This window comes from Stutzerimonas stutzeri (genome assembly GCF_024448985.1).
In the GTDB taxonomy this organism is placed as follows: Bacteria; Pseudomonadota; Gammaproteobacteria; order Pseudomonadales; family Pseudomonadaceae; genus Stutzerimonas; species Stutzerimonas stutzeri_AP.
In genome coordinates this window covers 391907-410697 of sequence record NZ_JAMOII010000001.1, presented here as the reverse complement: position 1 = coordinate 410697, position 18791 = coordinate 391907, and the positions used below count along the sequence as shown (strand labels likewise).

General features: G+C 61.1%; 15 protein-coding genes and 1 pseudogene. 13 read left to right on the top strand and 3 right to left on the bottom strand.

All coding sequences use genetic code 11. The annotated features are described in order from the left end of the window. Window positions 1-10 precede the first annotated feature (10 nt). On the bottom strand, window positions 11-646 hold the full coding sequence (locus NA647_RS01960; RefSeq protein ID WP_256056164.1) for a LysE family translocator: 636 nt from the start codon (window positions 644-646) through the stop codon (window positions 11-13). A gap of 240 nt (window positions 647-886) precedes the next feature. Here NA647_RS01960 and NA647_RS01955 point away from each other — a divergent pair, with 240 nt between their 5' ends. The 7 genes from NA647_RS01955 (at window position 887) to NA647_RS01925 (ending at window position 6295) form a co-directional block, all read left to right on the top strand. Then, on the top strand, window positions 887-1537 hold the full coding sequence (locus tag NA647_RS01955) for a response regulator transcription factor (RefSeq protein ID WP_256056163.1): 651 nt from the start codon (window positions 887-889) through the stop codon (window positions 1535-1537). After that, the gene (gene csgE, locus NA647_RS01950) at window positions 1534-1917 is read left to right on the top strand and encodes a curli production assembly/transport protein CsgE (protein WP_256056162.1); all 384 of its coding nucleotides are present in this window, start codon (window positions 1534-1536) and stop codon (window positions 1915-1917) included. Before NA647_RS01955 ends, csgE begins: the two co-directional genes overlap by 4 nt. Next, the gene (locus tag NA647_RS01945) at window positions 1914-2336 is read left to right on the top strand and encodes a curli assembly protein CsgF (RefSeq protein WP_256056161.1); all 423 of its coding nucleotides are present in this window, start codon (window positions 1914-1916) and stop codon (window positions 2334-2336) included. Before csgE ends, NA647_RS01945 begins: the two co-directional genes overlap by 4 nt. Window positions 2337-2356: 20 nt before the next feature. Continuing rightward, entirely contained in the window at window positions 2357-3193 is an 837-nt protein-coding gene (locus tag NA647_RS01940; RefSeq protein ID WP_256056160.1) for a CsgG/HfaB family protein, read from the top strand. A gap of 123 nt (window positions 3194-3316) precedes the next feature. Then, window positions 3317-3793, top strand: a complete 477-nt coding sequence (locus NA647_RS01935) for a curli production assembly protein CsgB (protein ID WP_256056159.1) — start codon at window positions 3317-3319, stop codon at window positions 3791-3793. 66 nt (window positions 3794-3859) lie between these two features. After that, window positions 3860-5134, top strand: coding sequence for a hypothetical protein (locus NA647_RS01930; protein ID WP_256056158.1), 1275 nt, complete (start codon window positions 3860-3862; stop codon window positions 5132-5134). 354 nt (window positions 5135-5488) lie between these two features. Next, complete coding sequence (locus NA647_RS01925; RefSeq protein ID WP_256056157.1) at window positions 5489-6295, top strand: outer membrane protein OmpK; 807 nt, start codon at window positions 5489-5491, stop codon at window positions 6293-6295. Window positions 6296-6352: 57 nt separating this feature from the next. On the opposite strand, the gene NA647_RS01920 is transcribed toward NA647_RS01925, so the two are convergent. Next, complete coding sequence (locus NA647_RS01920) at window positions 6353-8653, bottom strand: PAS domain S-box protein (protein WP_423836455.1); 2301 nt, start codon at window positions 8651-8653, stop codon at window positions 6353-6355. A 204-nt stretch (window positions 8654-8857) separates the two neighbouring features. Beyond that, window positions 8858-9802 (bottom strand): class I SAM-dependent methyltransferase, encoded by a 945-nt coding sequence (locus tag NA647_RS01915; RefSeq protein WP_256056156.1) that lies wholly within the window; start codon window positions 9800-9802, stop codon window positions 8858-8860. A gap of 213 nt (window positions 9803-10015) precedes the next feature. Here NA647_RS01915 and NA647_RS01910 point away from each other — a divergent pair. The 6 genes and pseudogenes from NA647_RS01910 to NA647_RS01885 all read left to right on the top strand — a co-directional run bounded on the left by NA647_RS01910 (window position 10016) and on the right by NA647_RS01885 (window position 18791). Continuing rightward, a pseudogene (locus NA647_RS01910) lies at window positions 10016-12007 on the top strand (methyl-accepting chemotaxis protein). Between the two features lie 512 nt (window positions 12008-12519). Then, window positions 12520-14043 carry an ATPase domain-containing protein gene (locus NA647_RS01905; protein WP_256056155.1) on the top strand — a complete coding sequence of 508 codons (1524 nt, stop codon included), beginning with the start codon at window positions 12520-12522 and terminating at the stop codon, window positions 14041-14043. A gap of 82 nt (window positions 14044-14125) precedes the next feature. Next, entirely contained in the window at window positions 14126-15727 is a 1602-nt protein-coding gene (locus tag NA647_RS01900) for a response regulator (protein ID WP_256056308.1), read from the top strand. A 137-nt stretch (window positions 15728-15864) separates the two neighbouring features. Further along, entirely contained in the window at window positions 15865-17397 is a 1533-nt protein-coding gene (locus NA647_RS01895) for a sialate O-acetylesterase (RefSeq protein WP_423836451.1), read from the top strand. A gap of 187 nt (window positions 17398-17584) precedes the next feature. Then, window positions 17585-18322: an SDR family oxidoreductase gene (locus NA647_RS01890; RefSeq protein WP_256056154.1), complete on the top strand. Its 738-nt coding sequence runs from the start codon at window positions 17585-17587 to the stop codon at window positions 18320-18322. Between the two features lie 10 nt (window positions 18323-18332). Beyond that, entirely contained in the window at window positions 18333-18791 is a 459-nt protein-coding gene (locus NA647_RS01885) for a carboxymuconolactone decarboxylase family protein (RefSeq protein WP_256056153.1), read from the top strand.

The following is an 18791-nucleotide window of genomic DNA, read 5'->3' as shown; positions in this document are numbered from 1 at the left end:
CGTTCCCACGCTAGGCGCGTTCGGCCAACCCGAGGCGAATACCCAGGCCGATCAGCACCGACCCGAGGACACGATCGAGCCATTGGCTCAGTCGCTGATTGCCACGCAGCGCCGAGCTGGCTCGAGCCGCTAGCAGCACCAGCATGCACTCGACGACGATCGCCACCAGAACGACCAACACACCCAATACCAGCAGTTGCAACGCCACCGCGCCCTGGTCCGGACGCACGAACTGCGGCAGAAACGCCATAAAGAAAATCGCCGCCTTCGGATTGAGAATGTCCACAAGAATGCCTTGGCGATAGGCCTGCCAGGCGGTAGTCCGCGGCGCCGTTCCGAGGTTGAGCTGCGTACCGGCGCCCGTAGAGCGCAACGCCTGGATGCCCAAATACAGCAGATAAGCCGCACCGACATACTTGACCACCGTAAAGGCCAGCGCAGAAGTAGCCAGAATCGCGGAAATCCCCAGCGCCGCGGCGGCCACATGAACCAGAGCACCACTGCAAACACCGCATGCCGAGGCCACGCCGACACGCCGCCCACCGGAGAGCGTCCGCGACAGCACGAACAGCAGATCGGGACCGGGCGACAAGTTCAGCGCCAGGGCAGCCGAGAAAAACACCAACCAGAACGCCGGATCAGACATTTCGGCCCTAATCATGAGTGAAGAGAGACACTGACTGTAGTCAAGTGACCTTCAGCTTTCCAGACTTGCAATTCGAACCCGCGCAGGCAGTTCGTCGGAAAACTGGCATACGCTCACAGTTATGACTTTTTATTGTCACCACGCTGAACTACCTTGTTAACGTTAATGTCAAAGCGCCAGGCTTCCGGCAAGGATCGCGGGCGCAGCCCGACACAGCCATGTACAGCAAAGGAAATGCACATGATCGATGAAGCCCGCACGGCCCTCGTCGCCCCCTCAGGGCGTCTCGTCCTGTTGTCCAACAGCGAGCTGCTGGACAATTCATTTCACCAACATCTTCACGACAGCCCCCAGTTGCGCCTGACGCGTAGCAACGCGTTCCGCCCCGGCGTGAGCGATGCAGACCTACTACTTGTCGACGTCGGCAGCTTTACCGATGACGAATGCCTGCGCCTGCTCCGGCAGCTGCGCGATACGGTCACCGCGCTGGTCAATGCGCAGCCGGAGCAGGCACGCAGGCTGCTGGAATTACACCCTTGGATCAAGGGCATCTTCTACCCGGGCACAAGCCGCAGCAATTTCAGCCGCGGCGTCACTGTCATGCTCAACGGTGGCGACTGGCTGCCCCGCGCGCTGATGGAAAAACTGCTCGGCCGCTACCGCCAGCTAACCCATGCGTCGCGCGCTATCGACGATTTATCGGTGCGCGAAAAGCAGATCCTCGCGCTCGCAGGCAAGGGGCTGTCCAACTCGGAGATTGCCGACCGCCTGCACCTGAGCACTCACACCATCAAGAGCCATATCCATAATGCGCTGGGCAAGCTGGGCGCATCCAACCGCGCGCAGGGTGCGTCACTGGTCCTGGGACACGTGAGCGAGACCAGCACATGAAAGCCGCGTGCCTGTGCCTGATATTGCTTCTCGCTGTGCAGGCATATGCCGAAGAAGCGGAGCTCAAGGGCTTCATTACCAACAACACCGTTACCCGATCCGGTCAGGAGTTCTACCGCAAGTTCTGCGAACGCCTGAACGACACCAGCTCCCTGGACTTCAACCTGGCGGTCAAGGAAAGGCCGTCGGCACGCTGGGGCATTCTGGTCTGGGTCGAGCAGGACAACCAGCCGCTCTACCGCCGCTTCCTGCAACCAAACGTCGGCGACATGGAGCAAACCGCTTATGACGCGGCGGACTTTGTGCTGCAAGAGATAAACCGTAAGAAAGTTGAAGCAATGTTCGAAGACACCATTGATCTTGCGAAGGATGAGTTATGAACCGGCTACAACAAAAAACCACCGGCATTCTCCTGGCCGGGCTATTGCTTAGCTCTGCCGTTACGGCAACCGAACTGGTCTACACCCCAGTCAATCCGTCGTTTGGCGGTAGCCCTTTGAACGGCGCCTGGCTGCTGGGCAGCGCCCAGGCCCAGAACGACACCAAGGACCCTGACGCGATCGACCGCTCCTCGCTGGGCGGCACTTCGGCGCTTGATCGCTTTACCAGCCAGTTGGAATCACGGCTGCTTGGCGATTTGCTGAGGAAGATGGACGACCCCAACGGCGGCTCACTGATTACCGATGATTTTATCGTCAACATTGTGAACCTCGACGGCAACCTGACAGTGGAAATTACCGATCGGCTAACAGGCGAGATATCCGAAATCATCGTTAACGGCTACGGCGCCATTAACTAACCGCAAGGAGAGCAAAGGCCATGAGAAGCCTATTCGTCGCCATCGGGATGATGGCCGTTCTGCAGGGCTGCGCAGTGCGCGAACCGATGTCCGCAGACCAAGAAACCCCCACCCTTACGCCGCGCACCTCGACTTATCAGGACCTGCTGCAGCTACCCCGTCCCAGAGGCCCGCTTGTCGCCGCCGTTTACGGCTTCCGTGACCAGACCGGGCAATACAAGCCAAGCCCGGCAAGCTCCTTTTCCACAGCCGTCACCCAAGGCGCGGCAAGCATGCTGGTCGATGCCATGCAGGCCAGCGGCTGGTTTATCGTGCTGGAGCGCGAAGGCCTGCAGAACGTACTGACCGAGCGCAAGATCATCCGCGCATCCCAGGCCAAGCCGGACGTGGCACCGAACATACAGTCGGAACTGCCCTCGCTGCTGGCCGCCAACATCATCATGGAAGGCGCCATCGTCGCCTACGAGACCAACGTGCGCAGCGGTGGCCAAGGCGCGCGCTATCTGGGTATCGGCGTATCGCAGGAGTACCGGGTCGATCAGGTCACGGTCAATCTACGCGCCGTCGACGTGCGCAGCGGCCAGGTGCTCTCCAATGTGATGACGACCAAGACCATCTACTCCATCGGGCGCAGCGCCAACGTCTACAAGTTCATCGAGTTCAAGGAGCTGCTCGAGGCCGAGGCCGGCTACACCACCAACGAGCCGGCACAACTCTGCGTACTGTCGGCGATCGAGGCGGCGGTCGCTCATCTGATCGCCCAGGGCGTCGACCGCCGGCTATGGCAGACCGCAGAAACGACACCCGCGATCGAAGCGGAACTGGCGAAGTACCTCGCCGCGCCGACCAAGCTGTAGTCGTTCTGTTTCTGGGCATGCAACAGGCCCGGAAACAAACGCAGCGGTTTCATCCGTTTGATGGATTTGCCGGATCGCGGTTTAGGACAGGATGACCTACCGCGATTCAACCAGGGATGATTGATGAACCAGGCGCAATGGATTGCCCGTAAAGCGCTGCTGCCGCTGCTCCTTACGGGGTTAGCCGGCCCAGCCCTCCACGCGACCGATCGTCCGGTCTCACTCGATCTGTGGCCCAGCGAAATCGCATCGAGCCAGAATCATTCGATTGCATCGACCCGGCCAGCCATCGGCGCCGCGCATGGCAACTCCGCACTCGTCACCCAGGTTGGCGGCGGCCTGACCAGCGCTATCACTCAAACCGGCAACGCACTGGAAGCCCTCATCCTCCAGAGCGGCTATGCGCACGAGGCATCCATCGAGCAGCACGGCAGCCACAACCAGGGATCAATCATTCAGTTCGGGGCCGACAATCAGGCCCGAATCGAGCAGTACGGCGCGCACAACAACGCGCTGATCGAACAGACCGGTACCGGGCATCGCAGTAGCGTTACGCAGAATGGCCAGGGTCTGAGTGTGCTGGTTCGCCAGCACCGCTAAAGCAAAGCCGCTGAAACAAAGCACCACCAGGAAGTACCGCTGAAAACATTCCATGGAGAGATAACAATGTTCAAGATCAAACCCCTTGTAGCTGCCATCCTGACTATCGCCACTGCCCAGGCCTTCGCCGCTGAGCACACCTCCGAACAACGCCAGAACGGCATCGACAACATCGCCGAGGTCAGTCAAATCGCTGGCAGCTCGAACACCGCCACTCAGTTGCAGAGCGGCTTGGGCAACCACGCGATGGTCGAGCAGAACAGCTCGTTCTCGTCCTCGGTCCTGCAAACCCAGATAGCCAACTTCCATAAGGCCGAGGTCAACCAGACGGTCGCTTTGCGCAGCACCGCGGAGCAATGGCAGAACGGTAAAGGCAACGAGGCCAGCATCAGCCAGGGCGGTACTTGGGACAGCAGCGCTGACCAGCATCAGCAGGGCAATGCCAACATCGCCGAAACCGAACAGGTCGCCACCCGTGGCGCCGACGCCGTTACAGAGCAGCTGGGCAACCGGAACTACGCCAACAGCTATCAGGCCCTGGCCAACGGCAGCAAATCCGAGCTTTACCAGGACGGTAACCTCAACGATGCAAGCGTCAGCCAGTCGTTCAGCTCGAATGACCGCGCCATGATTGACCAACAAGGTAAAGAGAACACCGCGCAAATCGCTCAGAACTGGAGCGCTGGCTCGATCACCGAAGTCGAGCAAGTCGGCAACCTCAACAATGCGTCCGTCAGCCAGACTGGTGCCAACCACGAGGCGTATACCTATTCGGGTGGCGACAACAACAACCTGAACGTAGACCAGCAAGGCCGTTACCAGAACGCCTTCGTCTACCAGCAGGGCAACGAGAACGACGCCAACCTCGCTCAGCGCGGCAACGGCAACACCGCCACTGCCAATCAGTACGGATTCGGCAACGGGGCAGTGCTCGATCAGGACGGCCGTGATCAGGTTGCCACTGTTGCTCAGAATGGCGACTACAACGACGCCACGGTTGACCAGCTGGGCAATGCCAACGAGCTGCACTTCAACCAGTCCGGTACGTACAACATGCTCAGCGCTGTACAGGAAGGTGAAGGCAACCGCATCAGCGGTTCCAGCAGCAACGCTGGTAACGACGTCGATATCGTTCAGGACGGCGATTTCAACCTGGCCAGCATCACCCAGGACGGCGTAAACAACATGGCCATTCTGTCCCAGTACGGCGAAAGCCATCTGGCGACGGTCATTCAAAACGGCACCGGCCACGAGGCGTTGGTCGACCAGAGCGGCATGGGCAACAACGCCCTGATCCGCCAGGCTGGCCTCAATAACATGGCGATCGTTACCCAACACTGATCCGCGCTACACCTCGCGACTGCCGGCCTTGCGCCGGCAGTTTCGTTTCTGCGGCTGCACCTGCGTTCCGCTAACTCACGCTCCGTTGGGCGGTTGGTCCGCAGCCGAATTCGAGTCGAAACGCGTAATACAGCTCCGATGCGAGCCGCTTATTCGCCTGCGCGTTATCGACCGCCTCTTCCGAAAGCGCCACGCGGCAGCGCTGCGCGCTTACAAAACGATGAAATAAAACGGTTTCTATGGTATTTCCGCTGCGCTTGATCGACTCGCGCGGCACTGCTTCGAGCACAACGCCTGCCCGTTTGGACAAAGCTCAAAATAAAGCAGCCGCAACTGCAACAAAGGAGCACATCAATGAAATGCAGCCTCAGCACCGCCGTCTTCGCGGCGGGATTGACCTTCGCCAGCCAAGCCATGGCCGACCCAATGTTTTGGCAGAACAACAGCCTGACCTACCTCTACGGCAAGAACTTCGCCGTCGACTCAGGCGAGGACGGGCGTGAGGCCGATATCCAGCAGACCATTACCTTCGAACATGCCAGTGGCTGGACCTGGGGCGACATGTTCCTGTTCGTCGACCACAAGTGGTTCAACGGTCATTCGGGCAATGATGGACGCACCTATTACGGCGAATTCAGTCCGCGTCTGTCGCTGGGTAAGATTACCGGGCGAGACCTATCGTTTGGGCCAGTCACCGACGTCCTGCTTTCTGCGACCTACGAGCGAGGCGAAGGGCGAAACCGCAACTACCTGCTCGGCCCCGCCATCGACCTGGACGTACCGGGCTTCGATCGATTGTCGATCAACACCTACTACCGCAAGCCGGACGGCATCACGGGCCAGGCCAGTGGCCAATGGCAGATCACGCCAACCTGGGCCATCACGTTCCCGCTGGGCAAGTCCGACATTCTCTTCGATGGCTATATCGACTGGGTGGTCAACGATGCCGGCTCCAAAACCAGCAACGACTTCGTCGCGAAGAACCTGCATATCAACCCGCAGGTTAAGTACGACCTGGGCAAAGCGCTGGACTACACCCCCGGAAAGCTCTACGTCGGTATCGAGTACGACTACTGGTCGGACAAATACGGCGTGCCGGACAGCGCCGCGTTCAACACCGACAACAACGTCACCAATTTCATCGTAAAGGCCCACTACTGACCCTGGCGGCGCCGTCGCGAGCCAAACCGGTGGCTACGGTCAGGCTCGATGGCGGCATCAGCTCCTGCCGCGTAACGCTTCGATGCGCTCTGCCAGCGCATCGATCGTAAAAGGCTTGGTCAACAGACCCATGCCAGGTTCGAGCTGACCGTTGCCCATCACGGTGCTTTCCGCGTAGCCGGTGATAAACAGCACGTTCAGCCCGGGGTCGGACTGGCGAGCGGCGTCGGCTAGCTGGCGGCCATTCATACCGCCCGTCAGTCCGACGTCCGTGACAAGCAGCGCAACCGGCTCGTCACTCTGCAGAATGCTCAACGCGCTTTTACCATCGATAGCCTGCAGCACCCGATAGCCCAGCTCCTCAAGAACCTCCACCACCAGCAGGCGCACCGCCGGTTCATCATCGACGACCAATATCGTCTCGCCCGCTCCACCATTGACGCCAAATGCCGACTTGGGGTCGGTTTCGATGTCGCTCTGCGGCACACTCGAAGCGACATGCGGCAGATACAGGCAAATCGCGGTGCCGTGATCCGGCTCTGACTGGATCTTCACCTGCCCACCCGATTGCCGGGTAAAGCCGTACACCATCGACAATCCCAGGCCCGTGCCCACCCCCAAGGGTTTGGTAGTGAAAAACGGATCGAATGCCTGCGCGGCGACTTCCTTGGACATGCCAACACCGGTATCCGCGACGCATATGCGCACGTACTGCCCAGCAGGCACATCGAGGTCCAACGCCGCGCGACCTTCCAGCCAGATGTTGCTGACGCCGATCGTCAGCGTCCCGCCGTCGGGCATCGCGTCGCGGGCATTGATGGCGAGATTGAGCAAGGCGTTTTCCAGCTGGTTACGGTCCACCAGCGTTGGGGACAGATCCTCGGCGCACTGCGTCTGCAGCGTGATCGAAGGGCCGACCGTACGGCTGAGCAATTCGCGCAGGTCATTGACCAGCTCACACACGTCGGTGCCCATCGGGTTGAGCGTCTGGCGGCGAGAAAACGCCAGCAAGCGGTGCGTCAGCGCTGCCGCTCGACGGGTCGCGTTCTGAGCCACCGTCACGTATTGCGCGAGCGATTCGACACGGCCTTGCTCGATGCGCTTTTCAAGCAATTCCAGGCTGCCGCCGATGCTGGTCAGCAGATTGTTGAAATCATGTGCCAGGCCTCCGGTCAACTGGCCGACGGCTTCCATCTTCTGGCTTTGGCGCAGCTGCGCCTCTGCCTGGGCGAGCGCCTGCGCCTGCTCCTTTTCAGCGGTGATGTCACGCCCCACGGCATTGATCACACCGTCCGCCGGCCGGGCCGACCAGGTGAGCCAGCGATAGCTACCATCAGTGCAGCGGTAGCGATTCTCGTAATGCAAAAAAGAGCGCCCTTCCGACAACTGTCGAACGGTCGCGCTTGTGTCCGCCAGGTCGTCAGGATGGATGAAGTCGATAATATTAGCGCCCAGCAGTTGCTCTTCCGACCAGCCCAGCAGACGTTCCCAGGCCGGATTGACCGCGACGATGCCGCCATCGAAACGGCAGCGAAGCATCACGTCGCTGGACAACTCCCAGAGCTGGTCGCGGTCCTTGGTACGGGTCGCGACATCCTCGCGCAGCGAGACGGTCAGGGCTTGCAGTGCCTGCGCCGCGTTGCGACGTGCGGAGATGTCGTTAAACAAAACCGCGACGCGCTGTTCGGACGGTTCGCCGACGGGCATCGCCTGCACTTCGAACCAACGCTGCAAGGCTTCGGAGTGATTTTCGAAACGCACCGGGCGGCGGCTCAGCGCCACCCCACCGTAGATATCGAACCAGTGCTGCTCATGTTCAGGCGCCAGGTCGCGCATCCATTTGCCGACCGCATCGACTAGCCCGGTCTGGCGTTCGAAGGCCGGATTGGTTTCGAGAAAGCGATAGTCGATCGGCTTGCCCTGCGCATTGAACTTCATCTCGATGATGCAGAAACCCGCATCGATCGCCTCGAACAGCAGGCGGTAACGGTCGTCGCTCTCGGCCAGTCGCCGCGCGGCCTCGTCCTCCGCCGTGCGATCACGCAGGATCTTCAAGAAACCGAAATGGCCCTGCTCGGCATACAGCGGCGTAAGCGTGCCCGCGCCATGCAACCGTGCCCCATCGGCACGGATATACCAGCGTTCATGGCTGGTGCTGCCCTGCTGCAGGGCGCGCTGCATCTGCTCGCGCAGCAGTTCCGCAGGCCGGTCCTCACCACTGAACAGGCGGTCGAACGGCTGTCCGTACATCTGTTGCGCCGTCCAGCCGAAGACGCGCTCGGCACCCGCGCTCCAGGCCGTGATGATGCCGTCGCGATCAGTGGTGAGCATGGCGCAATCGCTGGCGGCTTCGAAAATTGCCTGTACTTGCTGGCCTGAATCAGGAATGGCGTTGTCTCCTGTGACGGGTCGATTTCGAGCCCGCGACGTAGCTATGGATGCTCGCCCCGCCGTGAAGATGCAAGGCCGCAGGCCAGAGTAACTGTCAGCCAGTGGCCGGTGAAGGTTCAGCGAAGAGTAACAGCGACAGGAAATGCTTCGACGCCCCCTCGTCAGCCGACGCTACTCCGGCGTGCGGCTGAAAACCAGCGCCTTCAAGCCGCTGTCGGAGTTGACATCCGGGAACTCCGGCGGGTTCGGCAAACGCTGTTGAAATACCAAGTCCGGCGCCTCGGCCGCAACGCCTTCAATGATGAAATCGGGGGCCACGTCGGGATCGTTGACGCAGGCCAGCACCGTACCCGTGGGCGTCAGCAGCTCCGGCAAGCGCCGAAGGATCTTCCGGTAATCCTTATCGAGCGCAAAGCTGCCTTTCTGGAACGATGGCGGGTCGATGATCACCAGATCGTAAGGGCCGCTTTTCTTCACCTTGCCCCAGGACTTGAACAGCTCGTGGCCGAGGAAGCTGACCTTGCTCAGGTCATGCTCATTGAGCCGGTGATTCTCGCGCCCACGGCTGAGCGCAGCGCGCGCCATGTCGAGGTTGACCACATGCTCGGCGCCCCCCGCGATGGCCGCCACGGAAAAGCCACAGGTATAGGCGAAGAGGTTCAGCACCCGCTTGCCCTGCGCCTGTTCCTGCACCCAGCGCCGGCCGTAGCGCATGTCCAGAAACAGCCCATTGTTCTGCTTGATGCCGAGATCGAGCTTGTAGCGCAGCCCGTTCTCGCTGATCAGCCATTCGCTGACCGGCTCGCCCAGTAGCTGTTCCATGTGGCTGTCGGGCAGATAGCGGTGATGCAACAGCAGGCTATGCGCCCCGCTGTTCTGCCACTCGGCGCCTCGGATAAGCGCCGACAAGCCGAGCCTTAACGCATCCATCTCGGCGTCCACCGGTGCGCGGAACAACGAAACCAGCACGATGCCCTGTAGCCAATCGACGGTCACGTGCTCAAGCCCCGCCCAGCAGCGTCCGCGGCCATGAAACAGACGGCGAGTCTCATCGGGCAACTGCTCCAAGGCAATGGTCAGGTGGTTCTGCAAAGTGACAAGGGCATCGGCATGCATGACGGTCATCGTTAGTTAGAGAAAGCGCGCGATTTTAAACAGGATTCGAAGCGCTTGCGGGCCTGCCTGCCAATGCAGCCAGCCGAAAAGCTCGCGTCGCCAGCGCGCCAAACGGACCGAGTCGACCACTAGCCCTACAGCTTCAAGAGGGTGCGCCGATAACACGAGCATATGGGCGTTCTTCCGCCGTAGCCCCTTGTAACGAGCACAACCATGACCTTCTTGAAAACGATCCAGGCACGCTACCTCACCACTTTTGCGGCCTTCATTCTTGTCGCCATTGGCCTGACGCTGTTAGGCATCAACCAATTCGTCGCGCCCCAGTTGAAAGCCACTGAAGTCCAGTTGGTGGAAGAAAAAGTAGACGAAATCGCCCAGGCAATTCGACTCAATCTGGCGCGGATCGAAAGCCAGTCCCGTGCCATTACCCAAACCGTCGCGCTGCTCGACAGCGACCAGATCGACGCCGTGCTACCGGGCCTGATCGACCAGTACGGCGACCAAAAAGTGTTCGGCGGCGGCATCTAGCCGCAGCCCAACGCAAGGACGCCCGGCGTGGCGAAACACAGCACCTTCTATCACCGTGACGCCAGTGGTCAGCTGAAGATCAACACGCACTGGAACAGCGCCGAGTCGCTGAACTACTTCGAGCAGCCCTGGCACCGGGCCGGAGCGCAAACACCAAGCGGGCGCTGCGCCTGGGCGGCCGCCTACAAGGACGACGCCAGTGCCGAACCGCGCACGAACTGCGCCATGGCGATCAACAAGAACGGCAGCGTCTATGGCGTATCAACCATCGACCTGACGCTGGGCTTCTTCAACGAACTGGTCGCGACCAAGGAAAAGGAAATCCAGGGTCAAATCATGATCGTCGAAGCGGACGGCAAGATTCTCAGCAACCTGCCCGCCCTGAGCGAACAGATCGTCCTGAAGAACGTCTCCGAGCTGGCGTCACGCACGCCGTTCGTGGCGCAGATCAAGGCCGCGCTAGACAGTGGCGACCCGCTCAGCTTCGCCGAGTTCGAAGGCCAGAACGGCGAGCAGACCTCGTTCTTCCTCAAGCCCATCGAGGGGACGCCATGGTTGCTCGCAACCGCGCTGCCCAGCCACTTGCTGACCGAGAAGACTCGCTCGGTGCTCGGCACCCTGGGCTGGCTGCAATTGCCGTTGGTGGGTTTCCTTTTGCTGCTGACGGTCGTCGCGTTGCGCAACCTCATGCGCCGGCTGCATCTGCTGTCAGGCAACACCCAGTCCCTGTCGTCCGGTGATGCGGATCTGACCCGTCGCATCGAAATCAAGGGCGACGATGAAGTCGACCGCATCGGTGTCGCAGTGAACCGTTTCATTGCCTATCTGCAGGAAATGATCGCCGACCTGGCCACCTCGTCCCGCCAGATTTCGGTCGAACTGGAACAGCTCAAGCAGCAATCCGATCACACCAACGGCATCCTGGCTCGCCATGCCAGCGAAACGGATCAGGCGGTGACGGCCATCACCGAAATGAGCTCCACGGCCGACTCCGTCGCACAGAGCGCCAACGAAACCGCGAGCTTCACACAGGCCGCCAACGACCACGCCGCGCATTCGCGTCGCACCGTCGACGAAGCGGCGCAAAGCGTGCTGGCGCTGGTCAATGAAGTCGACTCGGCTACCGCGCGCGTCCAGGCGATGCAGCAAGACGCCCGCCGCATTAACGATGTGCTGGGAGTCATCGGCGAAATCGCCGGGCAGACCAACCTCCTGGCGCTGAACGCCGCCATCGAGGCCGCCCGTGCGGGTGAGCAAGGGCGCGGATTCGCCGTGGTCGCTGACGAAGTGCGCGCTCTCGCCGGGCGGACGCAGCAGAGCACCTCGGAAATCAACGAGATGCTCGCGGCCTTGCAGAGCGCTGTCGATGCTGCGGTAGACGCGATGGAAAAAACCAAAGGCAGCTGCCAGGCCACCGCCGAGCGCACCACGCGCGTCAACAGCGGGCTCGATGAAATGGCCGATTCGGTCAACCGCATCCACGACCTCAGCGCGCAAATCGCCGCGGCTGCCGAAGAGCAGAGTGCCGTCAGCGGTGAGATCAATCAGAACATGGTTGCGGTGCGGGATATGGTCGACGAACTGGTGGAATCCGGCGTGACGGTGAGCAAGAGCACCGATGGCCTGTCCGCATCCAACGACCGTCTGATCGCCATGGTGAGCCGTTTCAAGCTTTGACCGCTGACTGATCGCAGGCTTCCTTAGCGGCGCCTGCGGCACAAATGCGTAACGTGCGATATCGCGTCGTCACGGCTCCAGAACGAGGCGACAACGATATCGGTGCTGATGCCAGCGCAGCAACGATTCACCACCGTTGCGGTCAGCAAGCCGACCCTACGACCAAGCTGCGTGCCGTGAAAAATGGTGTTTCCCCTATTTAGAATAAGCACGCTATCGAGGTGTAGTTCGTGGGCATCGGGTCGCGCGCAACGACGCGATCAGGCAGCCGCTGCGAGACCCGCCATGCGGAACGGCACTGGAAAAGCCGAGTCGGATGAAATGACTACGCCACTCGGGCAACGCCGATCGCCTCGGTCCTGCAATTGCCTCAGATGACATCCGAGAGGCTCTCTGTGTGGCCAGCCATTACAACTATTCCGGCATGATTCGCCCGCAACCAATCATGTGGTTGCGGAGCAGCAGAAAAGGAACGCGGCCCCTCGAATGAAGCCTGCGTAAGGAGTATGGAAATGTCTGATTCCCCCGATCGTCCCGTCAGTTTGGACGCAGATTCCCCTCGCATATCCACTGGCAGCGAAGGCCTCGATGACATCCTCGGTGGAGGCCTGGACCCCAATCGGATGTATCTCTACGAGGGCAGCCCCGGCTCCGGCAAGACCACCCTCGCCTTGCAGTTTCTACTCGAAGGCGTTCGCCAGGGCGAGCGTGTCCTGTACGTCACACTGTCTGAAACGGAACAGGAATTGAAGCTGGTCGCCAAACGCCACGGCTGGACACTTGAAGGCATCGACGTTCTGGAACTGGTGACGCCCGAGGACAGCCTGGACCCCGATCTTGAGCTGACGGTCCTGCATCCGGTCGAGATGGAACTGAGCGAGACCACCAGGCAAGTATTCAATAGGGTCAGAGAAACTAACCCGAGCCGGGTTATATTCGACAGCCTTTCGGAAATGCGCCTGCTCGCTCAGAGCCCGCTGCGCTATAGGCGACAAGTGCTGGCGCTCAAGCATTTCTTCACCACCCGACATTCCACAGTAATCCTGCTCGATGACCAGACCTCCGAAAGCGGCGATTTACAGCTGCATTCGATATCCCATGGCGTGGTGATGCTCGAGCAGCTGGCCATTGATTACGGCGCCGAACGCAGGCGGCTGCGCGTCATCAAGATGCGCGGCATTCAGTTTCGTGGCGGCTACCATGACTTCACCATCAAAAAAGGTGGATTGTCGATCTATCCAAGACTGATTGCCGCTGAGCATCACACGCACTTCATAGGGGAACTGACATCCAGCGGCAATGCGGCCCTGGACAAAATGCTCGGTGGTGGCGTGGAGCGCGGAACCAATGCGCTGCTGATTGGCGCCGCCGGCGTTGGCAAATCATCGCTGGCGCTGGGTTACGCCGTAGCTGCGTGTAAACGCGGTGAACAGGTGGCTTTCTTCATTTTCGATGAAGGAATCGGAACCCTGATGGCCCGTGGCCGCGCTTTGGGATTGGACCTAGAACCCTGGATCGAAACAGGACTGCTGCACCTGCAACAGATTGATCCTGCCGAACTTTCACCCGGTGAATTTACCGCCGCGGTGCGCGACAGCGTTGAGATACGAGGCGCGCAGCTGGTGATACTGGATAGCCTTAACGGTTATCTCAACGCGATGCCAGACGGCCGCTTCCTGATTTTGCAGATGCACGAGTTACTCAGCTATCTGGGCCAGAAAGGCGTGATGAGCGTGATGGTTCTGGCCCAGCATGGTTTGGTCGGACCGATGGATACGCCGGTCGATATCAGCTATCTGAGTGATGCGGTTATTATGCTGCGCTATTTCGAGCATGCAGGCGTCGTTCGCCGGGCGTTGTCGGTGGTCAAGAAGCGTAGCGGCCGCCACGAAAACACTATCCGGGAGTTCCGCCTTGGGGCTTCCGGCATCAAGGTCGGGCCGCCGCTTTCGAAGTTCAGCGGTATCTTCTCGGGCACACCGGCCTACACTGGCGATGCCGCTCCCCTCATGAAAGACGAGCATGACGACGTCTGACCCAGCAATTCCGACAGTAGCCGTCTACGCCCCCATTGGCCGGGACGGTCCCGCCTCGGCCGAGCTGCTGCGCCGCAGCGGCATGAGCGCCATCGTCTGTCACAGCGTCGATGAGGTGCTGGAGCTGGCCGAGACCAGCGCCGATGCGGTCTTCATAGCCGAAGAAGGCCTTTTCGGTCAGGACCTCCACGCGCTGTCGGCCTGGGTCGATCAGCAACCGACGTGGTCCGATTTTCCCTTCGTTGTGCTGACCAGCAAGCATCAGCAACCCTCGGTCGCGGCCTGGCGTCAACGCATGGTCGCAGCGTTGCGCAACGTCTCGCTGCTCGAACGTCCGGTACAGAGCATTACGCTCACCAGCGCGCTGCGGACCGCATTGCGCGGGCGGCATCGCCAGTACGAGGTGCGAGCGCTGATCGAGGCGCGCGAACAGGCATCCCTCGAACTGGAGGCGCTAGTAGTAGAGCGCACTGGTGAACTGGAAAAAGCCAACCTCGAGTTGCGCACGCAGATCGCCGAGCGCGCCCATATCGAAGAAAGCCTGCGCCAAACGCAGAAGATCGAGGCTATCGGCCAGCTCACCGGAGGCATCGCTCATGACTTTAACAATCTATTGATGGTTATCTCCGGCGGCCTGGACATGCTCGATCGGCGAGCGGACCCAGACCGTCGCCAACGCCTGATGGATGGCATGCGCCAGGCAGCACAACGCGGCTCAGCCCTGACGCGCCAACTGCTGGCCTTTTCGCGCCGCCAGTCACTGGCACCCGAACCAGTGGATCTGGCCCAGCGCATCAGCCAGATGCGCGAGCTGCTGGACCGCAGTCTGCGGGGCGACATTCACGTGAAAGTGGAGTTCGCACCGGATCTATGGCCGATCGAAGCCGATTCTGGCGAACTGGAGCTGGTGATACTGAATCTCGCGGTCAACGCTCGCGACGCCATGCCCGACGGCGGTTCGATCCTGCTGCAGGCGTCCAACGCACCGAATGAAGTGGTGCTTGGCCGGCAGGGTGACTTTGTTCGCCTGGCGGTCATCGATTCGGGCACCGGCATCCCCGCCGACGTTCGCGGCCGGGTATTCGATCCGTTCTTCACCACCAAGGAGATCGGCAAGGGCTCCGGTCTCGGCCTTGCGCAGGTGTATGGCTTCGCCCTCCAGTCCGGCGGTACGGTCTGGATCGATACGGAGTGTGGACGAGGCACCAGCGTGATCATGATGCTGCCGCGCTCTGAACATTTGCCGGCCCAGGTGCACATCGAGAGCGTGCGCGTCGAACAAACGCCCGAGACGTTCGCCGGTAACGTTCTGCTGGTCGACGATGATGAAGAAGTCGCCGCGCTGGTGGGAGAAATGCTCGAGCATCTCGGCTATCGGGTGACCCATTCCGCCAGTGCTGCCGCTGCCCTTGGAACACTTGCGAACGGGCGCCAGGTAGACATCGTTTTTTCCGATGTGATGATGCCCGGCGGCATGAACGGCGTAGAGCTGGCGCGAGAAATTCGCACGCGCCAACTCGGCATTCCCGTGCTGCTCACCAGCGGCTATGCCGAGGCAGCGAAAAATTCGGCGGAAGCCGAAGGCGTGCATGTACTGGCCAAGCCCTACCGCCTCGAAGAGCTGGACCTGGCATTGAAACGTGCCATGGAAAGCGCCGAACTCACGAGCCTATCCGCACTTTGATCCTCCGTCGTTGGCCGACGCGACTCGTCCCGCTCACGAACTAACCACAGCCAAGACCGTCGAAACGCGAGTTCCGAGCCGCTGCGGTTCGCCCCGGCTTTTGCTAATCGTCTGCATCAAACCAGAAGGAATCGACCATGCGCATCCCTCGGGATCAGCCCAGTCCGCTTGCCCGCTCCGCAACCATCAAGCGAAATGCCGCGGCGCTGATGGGCGTATTGCTGATGAGCTGCTCGCTACCCTTGCTGGCTGACGAGCAGTCGCTGATCGACCGCGATGCGCAGAACAAGCGCCTCACCGAACAGCTGATGGCCAAGCCCAATCACCTCTCCCCCGCCCCGAGCGCCAAGTACAACCACATCATCACTTACGGTCAGTCGCTGGCTTCTGCCGCAGAAGGCTGGCCAGCACTGTCGAAACAGCCGGGCTACGACAATCTGATGCTGGGCGATTCAACACGTTCGGCAACTTTCAGTGGCGAACGCTTCGTACCGGTCGGGGAAGCGGCGTTCAAGCCGCTCAAGGCGGTGGTGCAGTTCAAGCGGGACCCCAAAATCATTCTCGACAACGACGCGGTAGCGAAGCTGGAAAAGCACGCCCAGGAAGAAGGCGAGTCCGTGGAAGTCGGCGCGCTGAACATGGCGCGCCGGCTGTATCTGGAAAAGCACCGCGTCGAGGCCGACCCCGAGCACCTGTTCGTCGCCAGCAACGCCGCCACGTCGGGACGTTCTATTGCGCAACTGTCCAAGGTTGGTGGCACCAACGAGTACCAACGAGTATTGCAAGCCGTCGATCAGGCCAAGCAACTGGCGGATGGCGAAGGCGCGAGCTACAGCCTCAGCGCCCTGTTCTGGTTACAGGGCGAGTACGACTACGCCGAGATTCAGGGTGGGATCAACGACAAGGAAAACTACAAGGCAATGATGCGCCAGCTGCGCGATGACCTCTACGCCGACACCGCGCAAGCCATCGGGCAGCAGCGCATGCCTGCATTCATCAGCTACCAGACCGATGCCAAGACATCGGTTGTCGACGGCAGCCTCGACATCGGCATGGCCCAGTGGGAACTGGCGCAGGAGGAGCCCAACTGGTATCTGGCCGGGCCGGTTTATCCCTACGTGGACAAGGGCACGCATCTGTCAGCCAACGGTTATCGCTGGTTCGGCCAGATGCTTGGCAAGGTTTACCACCAGGTCGTGGTCGAGCGCCGCAACTGGGTGCCTTTGTCGCCGCTCGGCGCCACGGTCGAGGGACGTGAAATCCTCATCGATTTTCACGTGCCGCATCCTCCGCTGACCTTCGAAGAACCCTACCTTGGCCATCAGGCGCGAATGATCGACGGCCGAGGCTTCACCATGAGCGACGAGCAAGGTGAGGTGCCAATCGAAGGGGTCGAGGTCGCCGCCGGTACGATCGTGCGCCTGACCGCCGGACGTGACCTGAGCGGTACGCCGAGCATTCGTTACGCCAGCCGCGCGGTCGGCGGCGCAGGCGAGCTGCGTGACAGCGATCCCACCCCGGCTGACGCTCACTACGAATACCTGTCGGACGAAGGCATGTGGCCGGAAGCCAATATCGACGCGCTGGTGGACGAACCCTACCCGCTGCATAACTGGAGCATCGCGTTCGAGATCGAGGCCAAGACCGACGAAGCCGCTCGAAAGCGCTGACCGTCCAGCACGACACTGGTCTCCGGCGCGCGACGCCTGCGCCCGGAGCACCGGCACGAGGATACGGACCGCCAGAATCAGGCAAGCACCCGGCAGAATCCGCCTAACACCCGCCATGCGTACTCACTAGCATTCATCTCACAGCACAGCAGTGCTGCATCCATGAATGCAATCGGAGGGTCTGCGCATGTCGAACATCAACGGAAAAGTCATCGCCATCACTGGTGCCAGCAGCGGCATCGGTGAAGCGACGGCGCGCCTGCTGGCCAGCCAGGGCGCGCGAGTGGTTCTGGGCGCACGACGGCTGGAACGCCTCGAAGCGCTGGCCGCCTCGATCAACGATAACGGCGGCAGCGCGGTGGTCCGGGCGCTGGACGTTACGAGCCGCGCCGAGATGCAGGGCTTCATCGACTTCGCCGAGCAGCAGTTCGGGCGCGTCGACGTCATCGTCAACAACGCCGGCGTGATGCCGCTTTCGAAGCTGGAGGCGCTGAAGGTCGACGAATGGGACCGAATGATCGACGTGAACATCCGCGGCGTGCTGCACGGCATCGCCGCCGGACTGCCGCTGATGCAACGTCAGCGCAGCGGGCAGTTCATCAACGTCGCCTCCATTGGCGCCTACGCGGTGAGCCCGACCGCTGCGGTGTATTGCGCGACCAAATATGCAGTACGCGCCATCAGCGAAGGGCTGCGCCAGGAGGTCGGTGGCGACATCCGCGTCACGTTGATATCCCCCGGCGTGACCGAATCCGAACTGGCCGAGAGCATCTCTGACGCAGACGCTCGCTCTGCCATGCGCGACTTCCGCCAGATCGCCATTCCCGCCGAGGCCATCGCCCGCGCGATTGCCTATGCCATCGATCAGCCGGCCGATGTGGATGTCAGCGAGCTGATCGTCCGCCCCACCGCCAGCCCCTACTGAGGACACGTTCATGAATGGCAATGCAAGCAGAACCCTGATAGCAGCCGGACTGGTGTTATTCGCCGGTTTATCAACGGGCGCCGCCTGCGCAACCGACGAGGGCGAGCGGCACGAGCGAGGCATGAAGGTAATGGAGCGGCTTTCCGGTGGTGCCGGGCAACCGGTGCTCGAAGCCCTACAGCGGGACTATCCCTTTCTCGCCGAGGGCGTTACCGCCTACGCGCTCGGTGATGTCTGGGGTCGCCCAGGCCTGGACGACCGCACCCGCCAGTTGGCTGCCATCGCCGCGTTCGCCGCGCAAGGCAACCTGCCGTATCTGAAGATTCATGCCGGTTATGCGCTGCGGCTCGGGGTCACGCGTGATGAGTTGAAAGAGGTGATCTATCTGACCACCGTAACCGCTGGCTTTCCGCGCGCCATCGATGCGGCGCAAGCGCTGCGGGAAGTGCCGGACCCGACGACACGTTGA

What these genes read in the sequence shown, in the direction of transcription:
- NA647_RS01925 (WP_256056157.1), top strand. Translation starts at nt 5,489, where the DNA reads ATGAAATGCAGCCTCAGCACCGCCGTCTTCGCGGCGGGATTGACCTTC.
- NA647_RS01945 (WP_256056161.1), top strand. Translation starts at nt 1,914, where the DNA reads ATGAACCGGCTACAACAAAAAACCACCGGCATTCTCCTGGCCGGGCTA.
- NA647_RS01890 (WP_256056154.1), top strand. Translation starts at nt 17,585, where the DNA reads ATGTCGAACATCAACGGAAAAGTCATCGCCATCACTGGTGCCAGCAGC.
- NA647_RS01895 (WP_423836451.1), top strand. Translation starts at nt 15,865, where the DNA reads ATGCGCATCCCTCGGGATCAGCCCAGTCCGCTTGCCCGCTCCGCAACC.
- NA647_RS01905 (WP_256056155.1), top strand. Translation starts at nt 12,520, where the DNA reads ATGTCTGATTCCCCCGATCGTCCCGTCAGTTTGGACGCAGATTCCCCT.
- NA647_RS01900 (WP_256056308.1), top strand. Translation starts at nt 14,126, where the DNA reads ATGAGCGCCATCGTCTGTCACAGCGTCGATGAGGTGCTGGAGCTGGCC.
- NA647_RS01915 (WP_256056156.1), bottom strand. Translation starts at nt 9,802, where the DNA reads ATGCATGCCGATGCCCTTGTCACTTTGCAGAACCACCTGACCATTGCC.
- NA647_RS01940 (WP_256056160.1), top strand. Translation starts at nt 2,357, where the DNA reads ATGAGAAGCCTATTCGTCGCCATCGGGATGATGGCCGTTCTGCAGGGC.
- NA647_RS01885 (WP_256056153.1), top strand. Translation starts at nt 18,333, where the DNA reads ATGAATGGCAATGCAAGCAGAACCCTGATAGCAGCCGGACTGGTGTTA.
- NA647_RS01960 (WP_256056164.1), bottom strand. Translation starts at nt 646, where the DNA reads ATGTCTGATCCGGCGTTCTGGTTGGTGTTTTTCTCGGCTGCCCTGGCG.
- NA647_RS01930 (WP_256056158.1), top strand. Translation starts at nt 3,860, where the DNA reads ATGTTCAAGATCAAACCCCTTGTAGCTGCCATCCTGACTATCGCCACT.
- NA647_RS01955 (WP_256056163.1), top strand. Translation starts at nt 887, where the DNA reads ATGATCGATGAAGCCCGCACGGCCCTCGTCGCCCCCTCAGGGCGTCTC.
- csgE (WP_256056162.1), top strand. Translation starts at nt 1,534, where the DNA reads ATGAAAGCCGCGTGCCTGTGCCTGATATTGCTTCTCGCTGTGCAGGCA.
- NA647_RS01935 (WP_256056159.1), top strand. Translation starts at nt 3,317, where the DNA reads ATGAACCAGGCGCAATGGATTGCCCGTAAAGCGCTGCTGCCGCTGCTC.